This window comes from Desulfomarina profundi (assembly GCF_019703855.1).
GTDB lineage: Bacteria > Desulfobacterota > Desulfobulbia > Desulfobulbales > Desulfocapsaceae > Desulfomarina > Desulfomarina profundi.
Genome location: NZ_AP024086.1, coordinates 1,539,889 through 1,564,629, shown reverse-complemented (window position 1 = coordinate 1,564,629; position 24,741 = coordinate 1,539,889). Strand labels below are relative to the sequence as shown.

At 41.8% G+C, this 24,741-nt stretch carries 19 protein-coding genes and 2 pseudogenes; 10 read left to right on the top strand and 11 right to left on the bottom strand.

Annotated features, from left to right (window positions below):
* Positions 1-423: 423 nt before the first annotated feature.
* The 3 genes and pseudogenes from tsaD to rsmA all read left to right on the top strand — a co-directional run bounded on the left by tsaD (position 424) and on the right by rsmA (position 2,969).
* Positions 424-1,423, top strand: a pseudogene (tsaD, locus tag LO777_RS20980) (tRNA (adenosine(37)-N6)-threonylcarbamoyltransferase complex transferase subunit TsaD).
* Between the two features lie 109 nt (positions 1,424-1,532).
* Positions 1,533-2,021: a DUF2062 domain-containing protein gene (locus LO777_RS07230; RefSeq protein ID WP_228856852.1), complete on the top strand. Its 489-nt coding sequence runs from the start codon at positions 1,533-1,535 to the stop codon at positions 2,019-2,021.
* A gap of 33 nt (positions 2,022-2,054) precedes the next feature.
* Positions 2,055-2,969: a 16S rRNA (adenine(1518)-N(6)/adenine(1519)-N(6))-dimethyltransferase RsmA gene (rsmA, locus tag LO777_RS07225; RefSeq protein ID WP_228856851.1), complete on the top strand. Its 915-nt coding sequence runs from the start codon at positions 2,055-2,057 to the stop codon at positions 2,967-2,969.
* Positions 2,970-3,020: 51 nt separating this feature from the next.
* Here the strand turns inward: rsmA and LO777_RS07220 are convergent, their stop codons facing one another.
* On the bottom strand, positions 3,021-3,527 hold the full coding sequence (locus tag LO777_RS07220; protein WP_228856850.1) for a hypothetical protein: 507 nt from the start codon (positions 3,525-3,527) through the stop codon (positions 3,021-3,023).
* A 238-nt stretch (positions 3,528-3,765) separates the two neighbouring features.
* Here LO777_RS07220 and LO777_RS07215 point away from each other — a divergent pair, with 238 nt between their 5' ends.
* Entirely contained in the window at positions 3,766-3,981 is a 216-nt protein-coding gene (locus tag LO777_RS07215; RefSeq protein ID WP_407929130.1) for an RNA-binding S4 domain-containing protein, read from the top strand.
* 65 nt (positions 3,982-4,046) lie between these two features.
* Here the strand turns inward: LO777_RS07215 and LO777_RS07210 are convergent, their stop codons facing one another.
* Together LO777_RS07210 and LO777_RS07205 are read right to left on the bottom strand one after the other, a co-directional pair.
* Positions 4,047-5,594, bottom strand: a complete 1,548-nt coding sequence (locus LO777_RS07210; protein ID WP_228856849.1) for an adenylate/guanylate cyclase domain-containing protein — start codon at positions 5,592-5,594, stop codon at positions 4,047-4,049.
* A gap of 286 nt (positions 5,595-5,880) precedes the next feature.
* The gene (locus LO777_RS07205; protein WP_228856848.1) at positions 5,881-7,419 is read right to left on the bottom strand and encodes a leucyl aminopeptidase; all 1,539 of its coding nucleotides are present in this window, start codon (positions 7,417-7,419) and stop codon (positions 5,881-5,883) included.
* A gap of 345 nt (positions 7,420-7,764) precedes the next feature.
* Here LO777_RS07205 and LO777_RS07200 point away from each other — a divergent pair, with 345 nt between their 5' ends.
* Positions 7,765-8,826, top strand: coding sequence for a hemolysin family protein (locus LO777_RS07200; RefSeq protein ID WP_228856847.1), 1,062 nt, complete (start codon positions 7,765-7,767; stop codon positions 8,824-8,826).
* Between the two features lie 209 nt (positions 8,827-9,035).
* On the opposite strand, the gene LO777_RS07195 is transcribed toward LO777_RS07200, so the two are convergent.
* Together LO777_RS07195 and mgtE are read right to left on the bottom strand one after the other, a co-directional pair.
* Positions 9,036-10,133 (bottom strand): S1C family serine protease, encoded by a 1,098-nt coding sequence (locus LO777_RS07195; protein WP_228856846.1) that lies wholly within the window; start codon positions 10,131-10,133, stop codon positions 9,036-9,038.
* Between the two features lie 22 nt (positions 10,134-10,155).
* Positions 10,156-11,538, bottom strand: a complete 1,383-nt coding sequence (gene mgtE / locus LO777_RS07190; protein ID WP_228856845.1) for a magnesium transporter — start codon at positions 11,536-11,538, stop codon at positions 10,156-10,158.
* A gap of 132 nt (positions 11,539-11,670) precedes the next feature.
* Between mgtE and LO777_RS07185 the strand changes: the two genes are divergently transcribed.
* Positions 11,671-12,891 (top strand): tetratricopeptide repeat protein, encoded by a 1,221-nt coding sequence (locus tag LO777_RS07185; protein WP_228856844.1) that lies wholly within the window; start codon positions 11,671-11,673, stop codon positions 12,889-12,891.
* Here LO777_RS07185 and LO777_RS07180 read toward each other — a convergent pair.
* The gene (locus LO777_RS07180; protein WP_228856843.1) at positions 12,877-13,077 is read right to left on the bottom strand and encodes a DUF2065 domain-containing protein; all 201 of its coding nucleotides are present in this window, start codon (positions 13,075-13,077) and stop codon (positions 12,877-12,879) included. The genes LO777_RS07185 and LO777_RS07180 overlap by 15 nt on opposite strands.
* Positions 13,078-13,379: 302 nt before the next feature.
* Here LO777_RS07180 and purM point away from each other — a divergent pair.
* Positions 13,380-14,431 (top strand): annotated as a pseudogene (purM, locus tag LO777_RS07175) (phosphoribosylformylglycinamidine cyclo-ligase).
* 3 nt (positions 14,432-14,434) lie between these two features.
* On the opposite strand, the gene LO777_RS07170 reads toward purM, so the two are convergent.
* On the bottom strand, positions 14,435-14,944 hold the full coding sequence (locus LO777_RS07170) for a MogA/MoaB family molybdenum cofactor biosynthesis protein (RefSeq protein ID WP_228856842.1): 510 nt from the start codon (positions 14,942-14,944) through the stop codon (positions 14,435-14,437).
* A gap of 174 nt (positions 14,945-15,118) precedes the next feature.
* The gene (gene fusA / locus LO777_RS07165; RefSeq protein ID WP_268907527.1) at positions 15,119-17,176 is read right to left on the bottom strand and encodes an elongation factor G; all 2,058 of its coding nucleotides are present in this window, start codon (positions 17,174-17,176) and stop codon (positions 15,119-15,121) included.
* A 451-nt stretch (positions 17,177-17,627) separates the two neighbouring features.
* Between fusA and LO777_RS07160 the strand changes: the two genes are divergently transcribed.
* Positions 17,628-17,888, top strand: a complete 261-nt coding sequence (locus tag LO777_RS07160) for a hypothetical protein (protein WP_228856840.1) — start codon at positions 17,628-17,630, stop codon at positions 17,886-17,888.
* Between the two features lie 83 nt (positions 17,889-17,971).
* Entirely contained in the window at positions 17,972-19,519 is a 1,548-nt protein-coding gene (gene murJ, locus LO777_RS07155) for a murein biosynthesis integral membrane protein MurJ (RefSeq protein WP_228856839.1), read from the top strand.
* Between the two features lie 5 nt (positions 19,520-19,524).
* Here the strand turns inward: murJ and LO777_RS07150 are convergent, their stop codons facing one another.
* From LO777_RS07150 to LO777_RS07140, 3 genes are all read right to left on the bottom strand, one after another.
* A complete protein-coding gene (locus tag LO777_RS07150; protein WP_228856838.1) occupies positions 19,525-19,842 on the bottom strand; it encodes a phasin family protein in 318 nt (105 codons plus the stop codon).
* Between the two features lie 185 nt (positions 19,843-20,027).
* Positions 20,028-21,011, bottom strand: coding sequence for a tRNA dihydrouridine synthase (locus LO777_RS07145; RefSeq protein WP_228856837.1), 984 nt, complete (start codon positions 21,009-21,011; stop codon positions 20,028-20,030).
* A 15-nt stretch (positions 21,012-21,026) separates the two neighbouring features.
* A complete protein-coding gene (locus tag LO777_RS07140) occupies positions 21,027-23,378 on the bottom strand; it encodes a cyclic nucleotide-binding domain-containing protein (RefSeq protein ID WP_228856836.1) in 2,352 nt (783 codons plus the stop codon).
* Between the two features lie 555 nt (positions 23,379-23,933).
* Between LO777_RS07140 and LO777_RS07135 the strand changes: the two genes are divergently transcribed.
* The gene (locus LO777_RS07135; RefSeq protein ID WP_228856835.1) at positions 23,934-24,659 is read left to right on the top strand and encodes a TIGR04211 family SH3 domain-containing protein; all 726 of its coding nucleotides are present in this window, start codon (positions 23,934-23,936) and stop codon (positions 24,657-24,659) included.
* Positions 24,660-24,741: the final 82 nt, after the last annotated feature.

Genomic DNA, 24,741 nt, shown 5'->3' with positions numbered 1-24,741 from the left:
GAAATACAGTTTCGGCGAGTCATTGACTTTTATTTACCCCAACCATACAGTGGTTTCTTTTTAATCCATCGTTGGGAGAGAACACAACCTAAATCTGAAAGAGTTGACCATTTCATGAAATTATATCTTTCCGACAACGAAATAATAAGAATAACATTCCAACCAGCATTTCTCTGTACCTTCCTGGCTGACCTTGTGAAGGTGTAAAACCATATCTATATTGAAACAATGTATATGAGAAACAGGCATAAATTACAATACTGTATAAAGTTTCCTTACAATGAATCCAATTCTTTTTGGGCTCGTCAATAAAAGTTACTATAATCAAAGTATCTGAAAAAACCAGGTAACATCTCCTGTCCGTCCTGATTTCATGGGTAATCAGAAATTATAAAGATTGATTAAATAAAAAGAAGAATAATCATGTTGATACTGGCAATTGAGACATCCTGTGATGATACGGCCGCTGCATTACTTGAAAATGACACTTTGATTTCCAATGTGCTCAGCAGCCAGGATGAAATCCACACACCTTTTGGAGGTGTTGTCCCTGAACTTGCATCCAGGCAACATCTTAAAAATATAGACCCTGTTGTCCGGGAAGCCCTGAGGCGTGGTAAAACTGATCTTGAGGCAATTGATTTGATAGCTGTTACCCAGGGGCCTGGACTCACTGGTTCGTTGCTGGTCGGTTTTTCCTTTGCCAGGGCTTTGGCCCATGTTCACTCAATACCCTTGGTCGGTGTTGATCATATGAGTGGCCACATTCTTTCAGTTTTCCTGAATGAGAATAAAAAACAGCCCCTGTTTCCTTATATTTCACTGGTTGTTTCCGGTGGAACTTCTTCAATTTATCTTGCCGAAAGTTTCACGAAGTTTACACTGCTTGGAAGAACCAGGGATGATGCAGCGGGTGAGGCTTTCGACAAAACAGCCAAACTTCTTAACTTACCCTATCCGGGGGACCGCATATAGCGGAAAAAGCACTGACAGGAAATTCGAAGAGTGTTACATTTCCACGAGCATGGCTTGGAAAAGATTCTCTTGATTTCAGTTTCAGTGGTTTGAAAACCTCGGTTCTGAACTATTGTCGGCAGTATTCGGAGGACAATATCCCTCTGCATGATATCTGTGCATCTTTTCAGGAAGCTGTGGTAGATGTTCTTGTTGAAAAAACAATTCTGGCAGCCGGTAAACATGGAATTGATACGGTTGTACTGGGGGTGGTGTTTCTTGTAACGGCCGACTACGGCAGGTTTTCGGGGAGAGGTGCAGGAATGAAGGTATTACTTTTTTTGTTCCAGAACCGATATACTGTACTGATAATGCCGCGATGATAGGGATTGCCGGGTATCATAAATACCGGACTTTTGGACAGAGTGGAACGAATGAAGATGTCTATTCCAGATCGTTTCTGTATTGAGTGGGAATTTATAAACGCTGGATTGTTATTCTTCATTTAAGTGGTTACAGATTCGGGTTAATACCAGACTGAACTGTATAGACTATCAGCTCATAATTAAAAATTTATTTTGAATCTGAGAAGAATTAACAGGTACTATTATCTGAGATTTAAACGACTGAAAGGAGATCCTGCTCTTCTTGCCGGTGGAACCGCAATAGGTGTATTCGTGGGTCTGACTCCGACGATACCTTTTCATACCCTGCTGGTTATTGGCATGACAGTTGTATCAAGAACCTCAACAATTGCCGGAATACTTTCAAGCTGGGTGGTCTGTAACCCACTGACATACTTTCCGATTTATTATTTTTCTGTTCGTTTTGGAAATATTTTTACTGCCAATGAGGTAAGTTGGCTGAAAATCAGGACGGTTATTGACCAGTTACTTCATTCGGAAAGTATTGCAGCTTCACTGGCCGTTTTGGGCAATCTTGGATATGAAACAATCACAGTGATGATATCCGGGTCTATCCTGTTTGCTCTTCCCATAAGCCTTCTCAGTTATTTCATAGCTCTTTATTTTTTCAGACGTTCCATGAAAGTCAACAAAAGCTTTTGAAGAGCATTTTTTGCTCCCAGACGATAAATTGTAATGCATAAATACGGATATACCAGAGCAACACTGAAAAACCAGGGGCTCGCCCCCAAGAAACGTTTCGGACAAAACTTTCTTGTCTACAAATCCACGGCTGAAAGTATAGTCAGGAGCGCCCGGCTCAGCAAAAATGATACTGTAATTGAAGTTGGAGTAGGTCTCGGTGCTCTGACTGTTCCTCTCGCCCGGGCAGTTCATTATGTTTATGGATATGAGATTGACAGTGGTATTATCAGGTTGCATAAGGAGAAAGGAGACCTGCCTGCAAATGTAAACCTTATTCACAATGATATCCTTAAAGCTGATTTAAAAGAATTGCACAATGAGATCGGCGATCTTATTATTCTTGCCAATCTCCCCTACTCTATTTCCAATCCCTTTATATTCAAGCTCATTGATAATCACACCCTCCTATCAACCGCAACCGTTATGTTGCAGAAAGAGGTCGCTGACAGGCTTGTTGCGCGTCCGGGAACAAAGGAATACGGTATTCCAACCATCCTCCTGGGTGCCTGTGCTTCAGTGGAGAAACTGCTGACACTCAAGCCATCTGAATTTCATCCACGGCCGAAAATAGACTCTATCGTTGTCAGAATTGATTTCAATTCTCCTGCTGTTTCTTTTCCCGGTAACTCCTTGGAAAATGATATTCTCCCGCCTCTTTTTCCCAGGGTGGTTCGTATCGCATTCAGCCAGAGAAGAAAAACAGTTTTGAATACACTCAGTGGCGGTGGGTTTTTCCTGAAACAGTTGAAAGGAGATGGCAGGAAGAATAAGGAACTGACAAGGCAGGCAATCGAAGAGGCAGGTCTTAATCCCTCAATCAGACCGGAATGCATCACAATTGAGGAATTTATGAGAGTTTCAGGCATCATTACAAAACTGATATCAGGCGGAGATATTTCCGCCTGATATCAGTTTTTGCCCTAGTAACTCAGCTTATCTGGATATATTTTCACCATTTTACTGTTTGATTGGCTCACCAAATGGATTTAACCGACTGGCGGCAGCCACATCAACAGTCACATAAAAATTGGCCTGAGTCTTGCCAAGAATTCCTGCAGAATCTTCATAGAGTACAACCATGCAGGTTTTATTTGGTTTTGTAAAGGCGAGCATTACGTTATTATAAGAAGCTTCGCCAACCATCTTCCATTTATGGTTTCTCATGGAAGCCACAATATAATCTCGAAGTGAGGAGATTTCCACCCTGCCCCGATAGATATGAATACCGCCCTGGAAAGAGTCCGTACGCATTGCCATACTTTTTTTGGATACGAGTTTCATTTCAATAGGCAGTTCGATATCACCATAGCTTTCAACCATCGTTGTTACAGGGGCAAGGCTACTGTCTTCTTCAGGAGGAGGGGCCGAATTAAAACCCATGCCAACACAGCCATTTAAAAGAATCAATACAGGTATAATGGCACAATACCTGACTATAATATTGAAAACTGTGTTACATTTCATAGTTCATACTCCCTTTTAAAATGATTAAAATGTTTTCACCTCTTTCCTTAACGAGCGTTGTTTACCGGCTTTTCAAGCCTGGTAATCTCGGGAATGAGGTTTCATTAAAATGAATACTCTATTATAAAATAATTTTCTCATTATTTTTCAAGTACTTTACTTGACCGTCCAAAGCCGGTCAAGAATTCAGAAGAGAGAAAGTCCATTGCAATATACAAAAACGTCTGAAAATCCTATAGTGATTACTATAAAAAAAATGCCAATCAGTCTGGGTCAATTTTTAAAATTTGCTGATCTTGTTCAGGATGGTGTTGAGGCGAAAATCGTGATCCTTCAGGGGGAGGTAAAGGTCAACGATAGTATCGAAACACGTCGAGGACGAAAATTATATCCGAAAGACACAGTTGTCTTTCGCGATAAGACAATGCTTCTTGTAACTGGTACTTGTCCATGAAGACATGACTTTTGAAATACGTCTGTTTTGCCGATGCCAGGACGGGCATCGGTTGCGGACATTGGTCAGCGGGTAAGGGAGTATATCATAATCTCTGAATCCATACCCCTCAGCAATTTTTTTTCTCCGGAGTTTATTTTGTATGTTTTTTTAATATCATTATAAACCCTCTCCGTCAGTAATATCTGTCCGGATGCCGTTTCTGAAGCCAGTCGTTGGGCTATATTAACATCAGTACCTATCACAGTGTAGTCAAGACGTCTGACTGATCCGACATTTCCGAGAAACATGGGTCCCCGGCTGACTCCTATGCCAAGGCCGATTTCCTTGAAAACAGAGTTCTTTTTTGTCCACAAACACCTGAGAACTTCAAATTCCCTCATTATCTGCTCCGCCGCACTGACAGCAGAAAGAGATGGTGTATCAATTTCAAGAGGTGCCCCGAAAATAACCAGGGCAGCATCTCCCATGAATTTATCAAGCATTCCTCTGAAGGAAAAAACAATTTCTGCAAAAAGTTCAAAAAACTCATTAAGAAATATTCTCAGTTTTGCAGGTGGCAGTCGCTGAACGAGGAGAGTAAACTTTCTGATATCGGCAAAAAGAACTGTCAGTTCAAGTACTTTTCCGGAATCTTGAGGGAAATCCTTTTTGTCGGCAAGAATTTCTGATATTTCTGGGGAAACATATTGTTCCAGGAGCGCAGTAACCCTGCAGGTTTCCTCTCTTTTTTTAATGGACCATATTTTTTCGAGGGCCATGAGAGACTGTTTGACTATCACTGACAGCATTTCGATATCGCCACTGCTGAAAACAGTATTTTCCCTTGTCTGGGCAATATTAACCATCCCTATAACTTTTTCAGTGTTTCGCATGGGAAAACAAATGGAAGCTGCTATTTCACTTCTTTTCAGCAGTTTAAGAAACTGGTCGGGATTTTTCTCGTTGCGATTAAGTATGACCGGCTTCTTGAGTTTAAAAACTTTTCCGGCAATTTTTTCACCCGGTTTAATTCTCACCCTGCTGGCTATTTCAGGGTCAATACCGAAGGAAGCTACAATCCTTAATACCTCTTCGTCCTGATCAAACATCATAATCGAGACGGATGTAACATCAATTTCCTGTCTTATTGCTGCCAGGAGTTCCTGGTAAACTTCGGTTTCTTTTTCAGCCTTCATGAATTTTTCACCAAGTTCATACAGTGGAAGCAAAGTATTCATCCTGATATTTTCTTCATGAAGCTCTACTATTTCTAATGTATCCTGCACCGCAGCAATAAGAGGCGGTCCTTTAAGAGGTTTTTGAAGAAGCCTCTGGAATCCGCTGTTCATGGCATTTACAACCAGTTCAACACTGGTTTGATCGGTCACTAAAATTCCGGACATGACAGGATTTTTCTGCCTGAGCAGGGAAAAAAGCTCAACACCCGGCATGTCGTGCAATCTGTCACTTATAATTGCAATATCAAAACGCTTATTTTTTGCGAGATCAATACCCTGTTCTCCGCTGAATGCACAAACTACTGAGTATCCAAGGGGAAGAAGCATTTTACGACAGAGGTCTGCTGCAAGCACCTCATTGTCAATAACGATAACGGTTCTGTTTTTTACCACGTCACAACTCTCCTGTATGGCATGCAATAGGAGTTTTCTATCTGAAAATCCAGATTGTAAAGTATTTCTGCCGCAGTCTGATTTTTATTGCTCTGTTGCATCTAACACCCACAAGGGGGACATGTACCTTGAAAATAAACCTAACCATTTAATTTCATAACACCTTCCCTTTTCTTTTTTTATGACAAAACCTGAGGAGTAAGGTATTAAAAAACATAAATGCCAAGAGGTATAAATGAACGATCCTCAAGATTCGACCATTTCGGTTGGTTGAGAAATTGTAACTTCAATCGGAACATTTCAGTTTACCATTTTCCCATGATCGTATCATTTCGATTAAAGTTCTTACACCAAATCCTGAAGGGCCTTTCGGTATATATGATTTTTCAGTAAAATCCCAGGCAGTTCCTGCTATATCAAGATGAGCCCAGGGAATATCTTCAACAAAGTTCTGCAGGTATGCTGCTGCTGTAATGGACCCTCCGTCCCGGCCACCGGTGTTTTTGATATCCGCAATTCGTGATTTAATCTGTTTTGAATACGATTCTCCAAGAGGCAAACGCCAAAAAGGTTCTCCGCATTTCATGCCTGCGTTTAGCAGCCTTTCTACCAGTTGATCATTATTACTGAATATCCCGCAGTGATGATGGCCCAGAGCGACTATTACTGCCCCTGTAAGTGTCGCAACATCAATGACACAGTCCGGTTTGAATTTTTTAATACCGAATGCAAGAGCGTCAGCGAGAATAAGGCGGCCTTCCGCATCCGTATTTTCAATTTCAGAGGTAGTTCCATTATAATGTGTTATGACATCACCGGGTTTTAAGGCCCCTGCCCCTGACATATTGTCCGTGGCAGGAACAATGGCAACAACCCCTGTTTTCGGTTTCTCTTTTGCAATTGTCTCCATAACGGCAAGTACAGCGGCACCACCGCACATGTCATACTTCATGTCCATCATGCCTGCTGCCGGTTTAAGACTTATACCACCCGAATCAAAGGTCAGTCCTTTTCCAACAAGAAGAATCGTATCAGATTTTTTTTCAGGCAGGTACTCAATAACAATGAGTTTAGGAGGATCCTGAGAACCCTGGTTGACAGCCAGAAGACCTCCCATTTTCATTTTTTTGATATCGGCCTTTCCGTAGACTCTGCATTTCAGCTTGTATTTCTTTGCAATTTTTCGTCCATATCGACCAAATTCCCCAGATGTCCAGAGATTGCCTGGTTCGTTAGCCATATTCCTTGCGACAATAGCACTTTTTGAGGACGTGACTGCCATTTCCACACGTTTTTTCACTGCTGCGACAGAAGAAGACGTGGAGAATATGACCTTTTTTAATCCAGAATACTGTTCCTTTGTGTCTGTCTTGTATTTTGTAAAACTATATCCTCCCAGGAGTATTCCCTCTGTAAGAGCCTCTGCAGCGTCAGGAAGGTGAAGTTTTCCGAATTTTCCGAGAATGATGCATACGTTCTCAGCACGGTTTTTTTCACATTGGAGTGCAGCAGTACCTGCGGCCGTCCTCAACAGTTCTCTGATTGTGTCCGGAGAATCTTTTTTATCGATTTCCCCGAGTCCGACAAGCAGCATTCTTTGGGCCGGAAGTCTTTTTCCTGGCGTTTCCCAGGGAGGATAGAGTTGTATAGACGTTCCATTCTTTCCTTTAAACTCATCTAGCTGGTTGAGTTCTCCAAGAATATATTGGACTTCCTTTGGGCCGTTGAGTTGTTCGTCCTTGTCGATAGTGATCAGAGCAACCAGGAGATCACCTGAATATTTTTCTGCGCTGTTCTTAAAAACAGTACATTGTGTATCTTTCATTTCTTATCCTTTTTTTATTTACCCAAAATACTATCGAATGGCTGGTTCAATCAATCATGTACTTTAGGCTCAATGAGACAATGAAAATCTCAACTCTGACAAAACAACCTTTTGAGGCGGGACTTTCAGATAATAAATACTTCTCCGTTTATTATCAGATAAAATATATTATAATTCAAATAACAGTACAAATTAATGAAACGCAGCACCTTGGAATTGTTCCTGAGTCATTATTATGCCGGGGTTGTTTTGCTATAAAATATCATAGTCTTTAATGTAGATAATTACCAGGTTATCGAATGATTTGAAAATTTGTTTGAGAACCTTTCTTCCTGGAGAAAAGCAGTGTTACAGACATTAATAATTGCCATTATCCTTGCAATCACCATTTCAGCACTTTGTTCAATATGTGAAGCGGTTCTGTACAGTATAAGCGCAAGTCAGGTTGAGATGCTTAAAAAAAACGGAAGTTCCGCGGCCGAACACCTCAAGCGTTTGCGTTCTGACATTGATGAACCGATAACAGCCATTCTCACTTTAAATACAATTGCCAATACCATTGGAGCTGCTGTCGCCGGGGCTGCTGCAGCAAAAATGTTTGGAGATGACAATCTCCTCTATTTTTCTGCAACCTTTACCCTGGCGATTCTTATATTTTCAGAAATTCTTCCGAAAACAATAGGCGTTACATTTGCGTACACCCTGGCGCCTTTAATCACCTACCCTTTGAGGGTTATGGTTTTTGTTCTCAAGCCGATAGTTTGGGTGTGCAGGTCTTTGACAAGGCTTTTACCGCACAGGAAGGAAGAGTCAATCAGTGCTGAGGAAATTCAGACCATTGCTGCTCTTTCCCTCAAGTCAGGAGATATCGAAGTCGGGGAAGAAAAGGTAATAAATAATATTATTGAATTAAAAAACAAGATTGTTCGACAAGTTATGACCCCGCGCACGGTAACCTTTTCCATGGATGAGGAGCTTACGGTTGGAGAAGCAATGTCCATGGTTACCGAACTCTCCAGTCACAGCAGGATTCCAGTGTATAAAAAAGAACCCAACGAGGTGAGTGGTATTGTGATGCGCAAAGACGTTCTTCTGGCAGCAGCGGAAGGGAAAAGCAGTTGTAAACTGTATGAATTCAGCAATCCTGCCCATTTTGTCCCGGAAACAGCCCCCTTAAATCGTGTGCTGGTAGATTTTTTTGATCGTAGACAACATCTTTTCGTTGTTGTGGATGAATATGGTACGATGACGGGGATTGTTTCCATGGAAGATATACTTGAAGAAATCGTCGGCAGGGAGATTATTGACGAATCAGACAAGGAACTCGATATGCGGGAACTGGCAAGGTCCAGAAATCTTGCATTGAAAAATAATGGCCTGCTACCTGATAAAACTATCAATTTCTGATTACGCGTGAAACTCAGCCAGGCGTTTGTGGGTTCGCTGGCCCACATTGCAAAAATCAGAGTGAGCATCCGGGAGTAAACCTAACCATTTAATTTCAAAACACCTTCCCCTTTCTTGTATTTATGACAGAAATTCAGGAGTAAGGCACTAAATCCTGCAATTGACAAGTTCGGAGTCTACGCTACCTGCCGAAGTGCAAGATTTAGGTATTAATTGATTGCAGTAAGATGTATTTTAACATCAAACAACTGGTCTCCCCGAAGAACAGTGAGTGACACTTCCTGACCCACCTCAAATTTTTCAAGTTCGGTTCGCAGTTCATCATAGGATGTCACCGGTTGCCCGGCGACTGCTGTAATGATATCACCGAGGATAATTTCCCCCATATACTGCATGGTCGGGTGCAATCCTGCTTTGGCAGCAGGACCATCAGCCTCGACAGCAAGAATCAAAACTCCCTTTATCCCCAATCTCTCCGCCAGTCTCTTGTCAGCAAGGGTGGCCCCAATACCGGGCTTTATGACATGGCCGTATTTAATAACCTTGGGTACGGTACTGTTGACTGTATCTACAGGTACGGCAAACCCTATTCCCGCATAAGCCCCTGACGGACTGTAGATAGCTGTATTTACACCAATAAGCCTCCCCGCACTGTCAAGTAGAGGGCCCCCGGAATTCCCTGGATTAATAGCGGCATCAGTCTGAATCATTCCCTGGATAGTTCGTCCGGTAACTGACTTAATCTGTCGTCCCAGGGCTGAGATGATTCCGGAAGTAATTGTTTGATCCAGTCCAAAAGGATTGCCGATGGCAAAGACCTTCTGACCCACCTGGAGATCACTGGATCTGCCGATTGTTATGGGACGAAGAACCGAGGATGGGGCGTCAATCTGCAATACGGCAATATCTCTGTCAGGAGCGACACCTATGAGAACAGCTCTCCAGGTGGAACCGTCTGCCATGGTGACCTTTATTTTATTTGCATCACTGATGACATGGTAGTTTGTTACAATTCTACCATTCCTGTCCCATACAAAACCGGACCCGGTTCCTTTTGGAATTTCCACAGCATTTAAAGAGAAAAAGCCCCTTCTCAGGGCAATACTTGTAATGTACACCACCGACGGAGAATTGAGACGAAAGATTTCAATGGTGTTCTGCTCGTCCTGGGCAAGATCGCCTCGGGCTGTAACAGGCCGTGGATCGGCATCTACTCCGTTGAAATACCCTGTCAAAGAGCTGAAAATCAGCCAGAGTCCTATACCGAATACAACAAATAATGTTAATGAACTGGTTTTAAAATTCATACTGTCTGTCCATACTCAATACTTACAGGTTGAGAAAGATTTTTGCGAACCAGAGATAAAGGAGGGTGCTGAGAATATCAATGGATGTGGTGACAAAAGGGCCGGTCGCTATGGCAGCATCAATGTCGAAGCGTTTAAATATTAGAGGAATTGATGTTCCGACAAAGGCAGACATCACCATACTGCTCAAAATAGCTCCCCCGACAACAACACCTAGAAGGGGGGGCTCGGCAAAACCAAGAAAAGCAACAACTCCAAGAACCGTTCCGTAAACAAGTCCAAGGATGATTCCTACACGGATTTCCTTAAAGACGACTTTATAGGCTTCATTCATGTTGATTCTGCCTGTGGCTATTCCCCTGACCACAATTGTGGAACTTTGAACAGCAATATTGCCTCCCATTCCGGTAACAATGGGAATAAAGGAGGCAAGGGCAATTACTTTGGCGAGCTCATGCTCAAATGAACCAATGACAAACATGGTTACAATCCCGCCAATCCATGATGCAAAAAGCCAGGGTGCCCGAATGAATGCGCTTTCTTTAGTGGATTTCAGGAGTATTTCTCTATCTTTACCTGCACCAGCCATCTGAAGAAATTCTTCAGTTGCCTCTTCTCGGATAACATCAATAATATCATCAACCGTAACAATACCAACCAGGGTGTAATTTGAATCAACAACGGGCACTGCAAGAATATTATATTGAGAGACTACATGGGCTACTTCTCCCCTTTCCGTATCAGTGCTGACAGATATAACATTGGGATTCATGATTTCTTTCAGCTTCTGTTCAGCCGGATGGAGCAGCAACTCTCGCAAAGAAATTACACCGGAGAGTTTACGGTCCCCATGGGTGATATAAAGATAGAAAACCATTTCTTTGTCTTCACCGCGGTTCTGAATGACATTAATGGCATCCCCGGCAGTGAGTTCTTCATCAAGATACATGAAGTCAGGGGACATGAGACCACCGGCAGACTCGGGATGATACTGCATCAGTTCATCCACTTCCTCCCTGTCCTTCTTCTTCATATGCTCCCGAATTGTATCAGCAAGATCTTCCGGAAGAATTTCCAGGAGGTCAACTGCATCATCAGAAGGCATGTCTGATAAAATTTCAGCCATGGAGGGAGGGTCAAGTTCTTTTACAAGCTCAATGACAAATGCGTCATCAAGTTCGCTGAGAAACTCACCGACAAATTCACTTTCCCCTATAATATTAAATACTGCTGTCCGCTCATCCTTTGTCAGGTGCCTGAATACCCATGCCATGTCGGCGGGATGGGTCTTGGAGATAAGTTTTGACAGATTGGAGGTCGCTCCGCGACGATTCAATCTTCGCACCATATCCAGAATTACCATTCCTTCGTTGCCAACGAGTTCTTTTTTTGCTATCTTATCCATACGTTACACCGAAGAGTGGGGTTTAGAAAAAACTACTTGTCATCGCAGATCAGACAAGTATATTGCCCAAATCATTTACTCTACATTTGTCTGCTCATCAAGGTCTATCTTTTTTTATAAGTTTTCCCGGAAATGCTGGATTCAAAAAAAATAGAAAATATTTTCGCAAAAGCCTGTGAATATTACCAGTTGTCAGATTTTATCCGGGCTGAGGCAATGTTGAGTCAACTTCATGATCTCTGCCCCCAATCCCCTTACCTCTATACCCGGATGGCGATGCTCTATTTTGAAATGGATGCATTTGAAAAAGCGGCAGCAATGTATGGAAAAGCTTTCAAACTTGTACCTGATGATGTGGATCTCCATTTCAATTATATTCTCTGTTTGAAAAAATGCGGCCGGCTTGAAGATGCGATAGCTGGTTTTTCCGAGTTGGCCGGAAAACTCATTTCAGATCCGGAACCGTACTACAATCTTGCGAACTGTTATCGGGAAACAGGTCATTTTAACAAGGCGGCTGAGTCTTATGAAAAGACCCTGGCTCTTGACGACACACATTTTTCTGCTTTAAAAAACCTGGCCTATGTCTATCATCGTCTTGGTAACCACGAGAAAGCTGCCCAACTTTACGAACGGATTCTTAAAATTGATCCAAGTAATAGTCAAGCAAGACATATGCTGTTTGCAATTACCGGAGGAAAGACTTCTTCTATTCCAGATCAATATGTAGAGGAAATTTTTAATGAATATTCAGATACATTTGAAAAACACCTCCTTGAGGACCTGCAGTACAGTGTGCCTGACAAGCTTAAATCTGCTTTTAAAACTCTCAACTATCCAGTGAAATATTTTTCAAAATGCCTTGATCTCGGTTGTGGAACCGGGCTTGCCGGTACCGTTTTCGCTGACTTGTGTGACACACTGACAGGAATAGACATATCAGAAAAAATGGTGGAAAAGGCTCAAAGCAAAAACATATATGATAGACTTGAAGTATGTGAAATAACAAGATATCTTCAGGAAGAGAATGCTGTTTTTGATTTGATTATAGCAGCTGATGTCCTGACATACATGGGAGATCTTGGTCCAGTAATGAAAGCAATCTCAACCGTTTCCACAGAACGCACCCTCTTCTGCTTTTCAATAGAGAACAGTGACAAACCGGGTTATCATCTTGGACAAACCGGAAGGTTTCTTCATGCACCGAAATATATAATGGAAACTGCAAGAGAAAGCGGCTGGAAGCCGATCAAATGGATCAGTACAACGTTGAGAAAGGAAGGTGAAAGCTGGGTAAACGGGACATTGTATTTTCTCAATCGCAACACTGAGGAACAATCAGACAAACAATGATGTCTTCTGGACGATATAGCAAATAATCAATCCTGTAATCATTGATATCAGTCCTATTGCACGCATATGCGCAGGGTCCATTTCACTGAGTTTTTTCAGCCAGTCCCTCATGGCCTCCGGGGCTGCAACATAGGGAAACCCTTCGAGAATGAGTATGAGTCCGACAAGAAGTATCAATAATTTCATGCTGTCATATTTACCAGATTGCCATCATCGTGCAATGGGTAAATTCACTATCCTGAATCAACCCGGGGGCTGCCCAATTCCATTGCTTTTTTCAGGATGTGTTAATATGATGGCTACTTGAGAAAGAGTCTCTTTCTGCTGGAACCTGAATCTGTGATGATTTGGGGATTTTGTATTATGTATCGACTTAAAATAGTGGTAAAAAGTTTATCTGACAGATTCAGAAAAACACCGTCCGCTTTGCAGATTCTTATAGGTTCCAGTGCAATTGAAGAAGGTTAAATACGAACAACAACTCTATTATGACTGAAAATAAACAATCAAAATACAGCGAAGCCGGAGTGGACATTGATAAAGGCAATGCCTTTATAGAAGAAATTAAAGATCTTGTCGGATCCACTCATCAACGAGGTGTCCTTGGGGGATTGGAGGATTTGCATCCCACCTGGTCATTGACACTAATAAATATAAACAACCGGTTATCGTCACCTCCACAGATGGAGTTGGAACAAAATTGGCCATTGCACATCTCTGTGGAAAACATGATACAATTGGTATTGATCTGGTTGCAATGTGCGTCAACGATCTCATTGTTGGCGGGGCCACTCCACTCAGTTTTCTTGATTATTTCGCAGTGGGCAAGCTTGACCTGGGTATTGCAAAGGAAGTAATCAAAGGTATTGCTGAAGGATGTATTCAGTCAAAATGTTCACTGGTAGGTGGAGAAACAGCCGAAATGCCCGGATTATACAGGGAAAAAGACTACGATCTTGCAGGATTTGTAACAGGAATTGTTGAACGTGATGAAATCATAGACGGTTCAGATATCAGCAGTGGAAATGTAATTATCGGCCTGAGATCAAGTGGATTGCATTCAAACGGTTATTCTCTGGTCAGGAAAATCTGTTTTTCTGACCATGGGTTTTCTGTGGAAGATTACAGGGAGGAACTTGCCTGCACCCTCGGTGAAGAACTCCTCAAACCAACCAGGATTTATGTTCAGCCTGTTCTTAATGTGTTGAAAAATTATCAGCTGAATGGAATGGTTCACAATACAGGGGGTGGCTTTTATGACAACATTCCCCGTATTCTTCCAAAGGGATGTAAAGCTGTCATTGATACAGGATCCTGGACTCCTCAGCCAATTTTCCAATTCCTTGAAAAAATGGGTGATATTCCTCGTGAAGAAATGTACCGCACATTCAACATGGGTATAGGATTACTGATAATTGTCAACGAAGAAATGGTGTCGGATATCTGTCACCATTTTGAAGCAGTAGGAGAAGAACCCGTTGTTATTGGCAAAATCATATCCCTGGGAGAACAGGAAACAGCTCAGGTTGAGCTGGTCTGAAAATCACTCAGCCCCGCAATCACTCGTTCCTCCGAGAATCTTTTCAAGGGCATGAGGAATAACCGGCAGGACAACTTCAAGATTTTCCCGGGCCGCTTTCAAGCTGCCCGGAAGATTGATTATAAGACTCATTCCTCGAATGCCAACTTTTCCCCTGGAAAGCATGGCTCTGTTCGTTTTCAAAAGACTGGCGGCACGCATTGCCTCTGCCATACCAGGTACCTCTTTTTCCACAACCTCCTCCATTGCTTCAGGAGTGACATCCGTAGGTGAGACACCTGTACCACCGGTGGTGACAATAAGTGTGATTCTTTTGTTATCCACCAGGTCCTTTAACGACTGGATAATAATTTCTTTTCTGTCAGGAATAATTTCATAGGATTGAAGAATAAACCCGGCCTCGGTAAGAGTCTTCTTCAAAAATTCTCCACTGGTGTCTTCACGTTCACCCCGGGAACCTTTGTCGCTGAGGGTGAGCACAGCACAACTGTATTGTTCCTGTTGATTATCCATGACCGAATATATTTGATATAAATCCTGAATGATAGATTGTGTCTGTGCTGACCTTTGGGAACATTGTGTTAATTTGATAACAAAAACACCTGCCTGACTTTGTGAATGTATAAAACCATATCAAAATTAACACAATGTTTAGAAAAAATGCGATCAAATCGCAGAATTGAGACCTTATTCTTTATTGGCCTCTGCTATAATTTTTTCTGCAATTTGCCCCGGAACCTCTTCATAGTGGGAAAATTCCATGGTAAATGTACCAAGGCCGCCTGTCATCGATGTGAGATCGGTGGCGTAAGAGAGTATTTCAGCCTGCGGAACCTGGGCATTAATGATTTCTGAATTTTCATCGGAATCCATTCCCATAACCTTGCCGCGCCTTGAATTCAGATCCCCCATAACATCACCGACATTATCTTTTCCGACCCGTATTTCCATATTCATGTACGGTTCGAGAAGTACAAGACCGGCCTCCTGGGCGCCTTTTTTGAATGCAAGAGAACCGGCAATTTTAAACGCCATTTCCGAGGAATCAACATTATGAAAAGATCCGTCAACAAGGACGATTTTGACATCAATTACAGGATAACCGGCCAAAACACCTTTTTCCATAGCCTCCTGAATACCTTTATCAACGGCAGGTCTGTATTGCTGCGGAATGACACCGCCGACAATTTTATCCTCAAACTCATAGCCACCTCCCGGCAACGGAGATATTTCTATCCAGCAATCTCCATACTGTCCCCGTCCGCCACTCTGTTTTTTGTGTTTTCCCTGGACTCTGGCAGAGGAACGGATCGTTTCCATGTATGGAATTTTTGGTGTATTGAGTTCCAGCTCAACTCCAAATTTTCTCTTGATTCTTGATCCGACCACGTCAAGATGAACCTGTCCAACACCTGAGAGGAGGACTTGCTTGGTCTGTTGCTGTCTGGTGAGCTTAAGAGTCAAATCTTCATCAAGCATCTTGGTGATTGATGAGAACACCTTTTCTTCCTCACCTTTTTTAGCACTTACAGCAAAGGAAATTACAGGCTTTAAAGGTTCAGGTCGCTTGAAAAGAACTGGATTCGCTGCATCACAGAGGGTGTCCCCTGTTCCGGTTTCCTTGAGCTTGGCAACAGCCACAATCATCCCGGGACCGGCACTGTCAACAGGTTTCTGGTCTTTGCCCTCAAGGAGATACAACTGGCCAAATCGTTCCGATTCTTTTTTGCTGGCATTATAAAAACTGTCGCCTTCAAGTATTCCACTGAAAACTCTGAAAATTGTCAGCCTGCCGGCATAGGGATCAGCCATGGTCTTAAAAACAAGGGCCGTAAACGGTTCATCAACAGATCGTTTTATTTCTACGGTTTCCTCAGATTCAGGCTTAACTGCAGTAAGCGGTTCTCCGTCGGTAGGTGACGGCATAAAGGTATTAATCGCATCAAGCAGAGGAGCAGTACCAAAATTTTTCGTGGCAGCGCAAACACAGACAGGAGTAATATCACCACTCAGAACACCGTTTTTAAGTCCGGTTTTCATATCGTCAATGCCCAATTCCCCTTCTTCCAGAAATTTTTCAATCAAGTCATCATCAGTCTCCGCCACGTTTTCCATCAGGCTTTCCCTGTATACAGCCACATCATCAGCTAAATCCGATGGAATATCAGTGGGTGTGACACCTCCCTTGTCCCCATCAAAAAGATAGGCTTTCTCTTCAAGTATATCCACAAACCCCCTGAAATCATCTTCGGCCCCAATGGGCAACTGGAGAACGACTGGAGTGAAAGGAAGAGAACTTTTCATTTCTTCAAGGGTTTTTGAAAAATCCGCACGCTCCCTGTCCATTTTATTGACGGCAATAATTGTAGGAATATTATTAGCCTTGACAATATTGGCAAATTTGACCGTCTGTCCTTTTACTCCAAGGACTGCGCCGATAGTAAAAAGAGCTCCGTCACACACATAAGAAGAAAACAGGGCCTCATTGAGAAAATTATCATCTCCGGGAGTATCTGTGAGATAGATCGTGTGCTTTTTCCAGGTATAATTATTAAAACTGGAGCTGATGGAAATATTTCTATTTATCTCTTCATCTTCGTAATCCATTACGGAACTGCCGTCATCCACCTTACCCAATCTGTTAATTTTCCCGGCAGTAAAAAGCATGGCCTCCGCTAGTGAAGTTTTTCCGCAATTTCCATGACCAAATATTGCTATGTTTCTAATCATATTTGTATCCTGCATTCGTATCTCCTCAAAATCGACGATTTTTCAATGCTGTTTTCAAAAAAAATTTTGCACTCCACAAGCCCTTCTATACCTGAATTCTGAAACTATAATGTTGGCTACCTGAGGCAGAACATTACCGGGAAGTTACAGAACCGGGATTCTTTCCAAAAAATTAACCAGTCATCATATATGCAATTTCAAATTACAAAGTCAAGCAAGAATGCTCGAGGTGATCAATTTGAAAAAATTAATTATCCAAAGACAATGGAAAAGATAACGGAAAGATGAATTTCTGGCAAATTTACTGTAATCAATGTATCTTTGTCCACCAAAAACACTTTTTACCCGGAAGCCACCAGGTGCATTTTTTATTCCTGAAGCTGCTATTACTCGGTACTGTTCAATAGATACTAACCTGCACCTTTCAACAGTTCAGGCGGCTTCTGGCTCAAAGTCATCCTGATTTATGTGGATTTTAACAGTACCTGCCTGGCTGAGTTTAAATCCTGCAATTGTCAATCTTACTGAAGATATAAGGTATCGAGAGCACAGACGTGTAAACATACTTCAAACCATTGATAACGCAATAGATTCTGGAAAAATACCAATCCTGAAGGACAGGAAAATGAAGAAAAAAATAAATATCTTTCATAACATTTCAAACAGAAAAGGAAAAAATTTCGAAGTGCAGGATTTAGGTGTAAACAGAATCAATATCATTAATTAATTCCGGATTGTTTTCATTTGATCGCTCAGAAAAAGAAAAAAGATAGAAACAGAAATAAAAGATCTATTTCAGGATCAGCAGCAGTGGTTTCTGTTGCCGTAATGTGCAGCAGGCTGCTGGGACTTGTTCGGGAACAGGTGTTCGCTTCTCTTTTTGGTGCCGGGTTTGCTTACGATTCATTTGTTGTTGCCTTTAGAATCCCTAATCTTTTAAGGGATCTTTTTGGTGAAGGAGCACTGTCAGCAGCTTTTGTTACTGTTTTTTCTGATTATGACACGAATAAAAGCAGGGAAGAGACATGGAAGCTTGCGTCAACTGTCCTCACTTTTATTGCTGTTCTTCTCAGTATTATAACCCTCCTCGGTATTTATTTTTCCGGATCGATTGTCTCTCTGCTGGCACCGGATTTTGATCTCATTGCCGGAAAAAGTGAACTCACCCGTAAATTAACGGTGGTAATGCTACCGTTTCTCATTGTGATTTCTCTTTCGGCAGTCGTCATGGGAATGCTCAATACCAGGGGCCGCTTCTTTATTCCTGCACTGGCTTCAAGTTTTTTCAACCTCGGGTCCATCATTGGCGGTACTTCTCTGGCTTTTATCCTGCCCCGTTACGGCCAGCCTGCCATTATGGGTATGGCCTGCGGAACATTGATCGGTGGAATCCTGCAGCTGGGCATTCAGCTCCCGTCCCTGTATAAAACAGGATATCGCTATAAACCTGTCCTCAACCTTAGTGACACTGGTCTCAAACGAATTTTAAAACTGATGGTACCCGCAACCATCGGACTTTCTGCGACACAGATTAATATTTTTATTAATACCAATTTTGCCTCAAGCTGCGCTGAGGGGTCTGTTTCCTGGCTTAACTATGCTTTCAGACTCGTTCAACTGCCGATAGGTCTTTTCGGGGTCGCTCTGTCCATTGCCATGCTGCCTGTTTTGGCAAAACAGGCAGCGCGAAAAGACATAATGGAAATGAAAGAAACCATGGTATCATCACTCACAATGGTTCTGGCATTGACAGTCCCGGCAACTTTCGGTCTGATAATTCTGGCTGAACCCATTATCAGGCTGATTTTTGAACATGGTGCCTTTACAGAAGCCGATACGGTGGCAACAGCACGAACTCTTGCTTTTTATGCTGTCGGATTATTCGCATACTCCGCAAACAAAGTACTGGTGCCCGCGTTTTATGCCCTGGACAAGACAAAATACCCTGTTGTAGCCAGTTTTCTGGCCATCGGCACCAATATTGTCTTCATCACCTTAACCATAGATACATATCAACATCTGGCAATCGCCATGTCCACATCGTGCACCATGATTCTTAATTTTATTTTTCTTTTCACCACTCTGCATATAAAAATGCAGGGTTTCAGGTTGAAATATCTTGCCCGTGCCCTGCTCAAAATACTTTGCGCTGCAGCAGGTCTTCTTGCTGTTCTGCTTGCCGGGCAGTCTGTACTTGAAACAGTTCTACACACCAATCGAATTGTCCAGTTTCTGGCAGTAATGGTCCTGATTGGTGTTTCCGCTGCTGTATATGGTGTAATACTTTATCTTTTCAAATTGGAAGAAATGACAGTTTTTATCCAGCAGATCAAGGAAAAGGTTTCGCCGGCAAAATAAGAATCTCAGGTTGTTTTCCCATTGCGTAATGCCTCAATTTCCTTACGGAGAGAGGCGATTTCTCCATGCAGTTCCTCAATGTCTGCGGTCCTGACAAACTCAGTTTTGGCAAGAGCCTTCTCTACCATGGTATTGATCTGTTTTTTCAGTTCTTCTTTTGACTCCTCGGTCTTACTGACCATTTCTCGAACGAGTTTTTCCCCTTCCTGTTCGGATAATTTACCTTTCTGGGCAAAGTCTTTTGCGATATCCTCTATTTTATCCTTCGTGAGTGACGCAACTCCAATACCTGTGAGCATCGCTTTTTTCACCAAATCAATCATAATTATCTCCATTTTGAATGTGTAGGTCCGGGGTTATTGTATCCTGGTAGTATATTTCAAATAATAAAATAAGTATTCATATCTTATCGGCAAATACAGCGTTTTAGATTTGTTTGTATTTTTATCTTAAACATCTATTGACAAAGGTACTTCATCAATATTTTCCATTTTACAATTCATTGAACTTACTGTGAATTTTCAAAAAACTCTGCAGCATTTTTCATCGCCATGCGGAATGTTGGCGAATTTTGTACTGATGTGGCAAGAGAATGACCAAAAGAATATGTTGTGGCAAAGTAGTGGGTAAACTGTTTCAATCGTCCAAGGCGTCGTTCTGGTGGAAGCTTTTTTTCCAGCAATTCTGCAAATCTGAAAAAGACTTTCGACCGCGAATCGGTATGAATTTCAATTGGTCGGTTATAAACATCCCTGCTTATCTCAGCGCCAAGCCATGGTCTGCTCACTGCTCCCCTCCCAAGCATCAGACCATCCGCGCCAGACTGTTCAAGACATCTGAGGGCATCTTCTGTTGAGAAAATTCCGCCATTTGCGAAAACAGGTATAGATAGGCCTTTTTTAATATCGGCGATCGCATTCCACCGAGGTTTTCTGCAGAATTTTTCCCCGTTCAAACGGGCATGAATAGTCAAATAGTCAAGTCCCAGATCTTCCAGATTTTTACAAAAAGCAGAGAGCTTTTCTCTTCTGTATTCCACACCAAGGCGGATTTTGGCACTAACAGGAAGTTGTGTTCTGCGGCGGATTTCACTCAGAATCTTATTTGCATGATGAATGTCATTGCAAAGAGAGATTCCCCCACCCTGTTTTTTAACCATGGGTGCCGGACACCCAAGATTAATGTCTATTCCGTCGGCTCTGAGCAGATGGAGTTTTTCAACCGCTGGACCTACCTGCTCCGGAGAAAAAACGACAATCTGGTAAATGAGTGGTTTTTCAATTCGATCTCTTATCAGCAAAGGAGAAATTGTATCATTTTCGTGCGGGAGTCTTTTTGCGGCAAGCATTTCAGTGAAAAAAACCCCAAATCCACCCTGCTCCCTCAGAAGAAGGCGGAGGGCACAATGGGAAAGACCAACCATCGGCGCAAGGGCAACAGGAGGGGAAATTTTCAGGTTACGTACTGTTATTGTCTGAGAAAGTTTTTTCATCTCAACAACAATACACTATTCCCACATGCCGATCAGTTGTTTTAAGGCTGACTGTTCAATTTTTTTAAAGAGTCTGACGTGTACTGAAAAATTATTAACATCGTTTTTAAAAAGTCTTACTCCGACAATTACACCGAGACATTGAATCTCCTTCTGTCCAGCCAGAGGTATTATTGTAATAACCTGTCTGCCCAGAAGGAGTTTTGCATTATCTTTTTTTGAAAGTATTACGACAAACGCAAGTCCCCCTTCGGATATGTCCATGAGTTCGCCGGTAAACGGTCTCTGTTCCCTGTCTCCATAGGGATCGAGCAACATATTTCTGATAAAGAGAGTAACCGGATAACGGGGACTTTCACGGCGGTCGTCACCTGCCATCTCCAAAAGTGTGACTATATTTTCCTGCTGATAATAGTGTTCCTGCAGCACTGTTTCAATATGCGGATAAATTTCGGTAATTTTTTCAAAAATTTCACGACTCAGCACCTGAACTTCGACTTCAGTCAGAGCTTTAAGTGTCACCGTCCATACCGATACTGAAAAAAAATGTTCTCCCCCTATCAGATCCCCTGGCTGCATTCTTTTTAAGAAAGTTTCATTATTGCCTGAAACACTGGAAAGACCAATATAACCGGAATTGAGAAAATAGAGGCTGTCATCTATTTCACCACTTCGTACTAAGATGGAATCTTTCGGAAAATACTCTTTTCGCAGACTGTTGAAAAGCTCATTTACCTCAACTTTTGCCAGTTTTTCCTGGAGTCCTTGCCATATCTGCAGATATTGTGTCTCCATGTTTCTTTCTTTTTCAGCATCAATAAATTCTCCGAGTTCAATAGCATCTTTCAGGGCCATCGGATTAATTTCTATAAGGCGATCCCGCAATGACTCAGCGGTATGAAAATCTTTCTGCTGAGCCGCAGAAATGGCTTCTTTATATATGAATTTTCCTGCTCCTTCAATATCGCCGGACTGATAAAGTACATTGATATGTTCGTTGGTTTCTCTGATCTTTTGATAGGTTGACTGTCTTAAATCCGGATCTTCATCAAAAAAGATGGTCTCCATCGCATTATCTGTTTCCCGTGTTGAATGACGAAGTCTCGGGCGCAGAATTCTCAAGGATTCCTTTACCTGGAATTCAAGCTGTTCAAGTTCTGGTTGTTGTTCTTCACATTCCTTCGACATCTCTTCCAACAGCTCAACACTTTCTGGAAGCGGGTATTTTTTCAGTACGGCCGCAACTGTTTTTAATAATTCAAGGCACTGTGGAGTTTTAGTCTGCAGCCTTTTTCTTGAAAGCTTCTGTAAAATTCTAACCGTGTCCGATTGATCGGCATCCGACTCAGCCAACTGTCTGATTATTTTACACTTCATCGGGTCATCAACCCGTTCCAGCGCCTCACCTATTCTGAATGAAAGATCCTGCCCTTCGAGCTTGAAAATACAGCGAACAGCCTCATGCTGAATGCGGCTGTCATCGTGGTCAAGATATTTGCGCAGATACCCATACAACTGTTGATCTCCAATCTCAGCCATTATATGCAGTATATTGCAGACAAGAAGCGATGATGGTTCTTTTTGCAGGTATTCCACAAGAATCGGTGAAGCAGTATACCCGAAGGAGGAAATTAGATTTATCAACTCCATCCTTTCCTGATTGTCTGAGCATCGGCTTAACTGTTCCAGGAGAAAACTGACTCCATTCTTTCCACTGAGAAGAAAAATATTCTTGTAAATCTGAAGAGACTCTCCCCCTTCAAGAATATTTTCAGCAAGGGTTTTTAACAGGGTCTCAGAGACTATTCTGTTAAACGTCGCGTTGACCAGTCCTGAAAATACTTTCTTTTTTTGGATTTTATTTTTCTGAATAAGAGAGAGTTTTGTTAAAACCCGTTCTACGTCAGACCAGGAATTCGTTTCAATTAAGCGAAAGACTATCTCTTCAAGTTTTTTCATGATCACGGTAAAACCTGTGATAAAGTCTTTCTCGTATTCAATCCAGCCGAGAAAAATATCAAGAATATTGATAATAAGGTCACTGTTGTTCTGAGAAAAAATATAATCAGCGGAAAGTGTCAGAAGCATAACACTTCTTTCCTTGATACATTTGTTTTCGGATAGAGCACCCTGGCTCATTCCTGACAGCAGTGTTTTCAATTCATTTTCAGGGATCTCAAGGGTGTTACTGAGATAATCAACAAAGCTCAGAACAAATTCTTCATTTTCAAAAACCGCGAGATTACCCTGTTTTAGCACTGCAACATTATGTTGAAATCTTTTTTCTCTTCTTTTTTCTTCCGAAAGAGCGATTTCTTTTTTTATGTTTTCTATGATATCAATTTCACTTTCTTCCTGTTTTCCCATCCAGGTGCCCTTTTTTTATTTTCGGATTACCAAACAACATCAAGTAAAGGATTGAGATGACTGCCCGATTTTTTTTGCAGCATATACATGTTAGTATGATAACAAATTCTGTTACTGTCAATCATAAATAACAGTATATTTTCACACTATCTTTTAGCCAGTGTCTGCCCATAAATGGGATTTTTTGTTCGATTTCAGGTAAGCGAAGTCTCCGAGGAGCATAGAAAAATAAAAAACGCAGCCTATAAGGCATATGTGAGCATTTTTATTTTCGTAGCGACGCAGATATCTTGGCAAAAAGGCCATTTTATGGCCAGGCTTCAACTGAAATGAATACTTCAAAGCTGATTTCACTTCCCAATTGCTGCCAAACGACCTTTGGTCATGGAATTTTCAGATAAAACCGTTAAAAATTGACATCCATATATTCAATTTGTATACAGAGAAGCATTAATCAAAGATCTCATTCATTAAGGAAATCCAGTTTATCTGGAAATGGAGTTGTTAAGCAGTCTTGCTTGTAACTGCAGAACAGAAAGACAGCAGGAGCTCATTATGTACAGATCCCTTCAAGTTATTTTTCTCATACTCAGTTTTTTTGTTATTTTTGACACATGCAGCTGCCTGGGTGAGGAAGAACAACAGGAGGCGACAGGCTATATTTCTGACTTTCTGGTTATAAACCTGAGAGACAATATCCAAAGGCCCTTTACTGTAACCGGAGTTGTTAAATCTGAAGAAGAAGTTAAAATTATAGAAGAAAATAATGAATACTTCAAGGTTAGAACCCAAACCGGGAAGACAGGATGGATTGCAAAGCAATATGTCAAGTCAGCATTACCGAAAAGCGTGATTATAAAACAGCTTCAGGAAAAAATCACCCAGCTGGAAAAAAAATTACAGGGGGAAAAAGATTTCTCAAGTCAGGATGATGTGGCAGTCCTTCGGGATACGTTAAAGACGATGAAGCAGGAGCTTGACGGCAAGAACGATCAAATTGCCAGGCTTTCTCACGTCTCTTCTGAAGGGAAAAAGATTGAAACAGTGGTAAAAGAAAAAGAATTCATTCTCGTGCAACTCAAAAAGTTAAAAGACACCTATAACAATCTCCTGGAAGAATACACAAAGGAAAAGTCTTCTCTTAACGAGTGTCATTCAATAAACAGCAGACTCAAGGATCTGCAGAATTATTACTGGTTTGGTTGTGGGGCCCTTGTTTTTTTATTTGGTATTCTCGTTGGCAAAATCGGGGGAAGAAAGAAAAGTAAATTTTCTTATTAATTGATCCGACCTCCACAATGCAAACTCGCCGTCAATACTCGACACCAGGAGAACCATGTAAATTCAACAAGATAAAATTCAT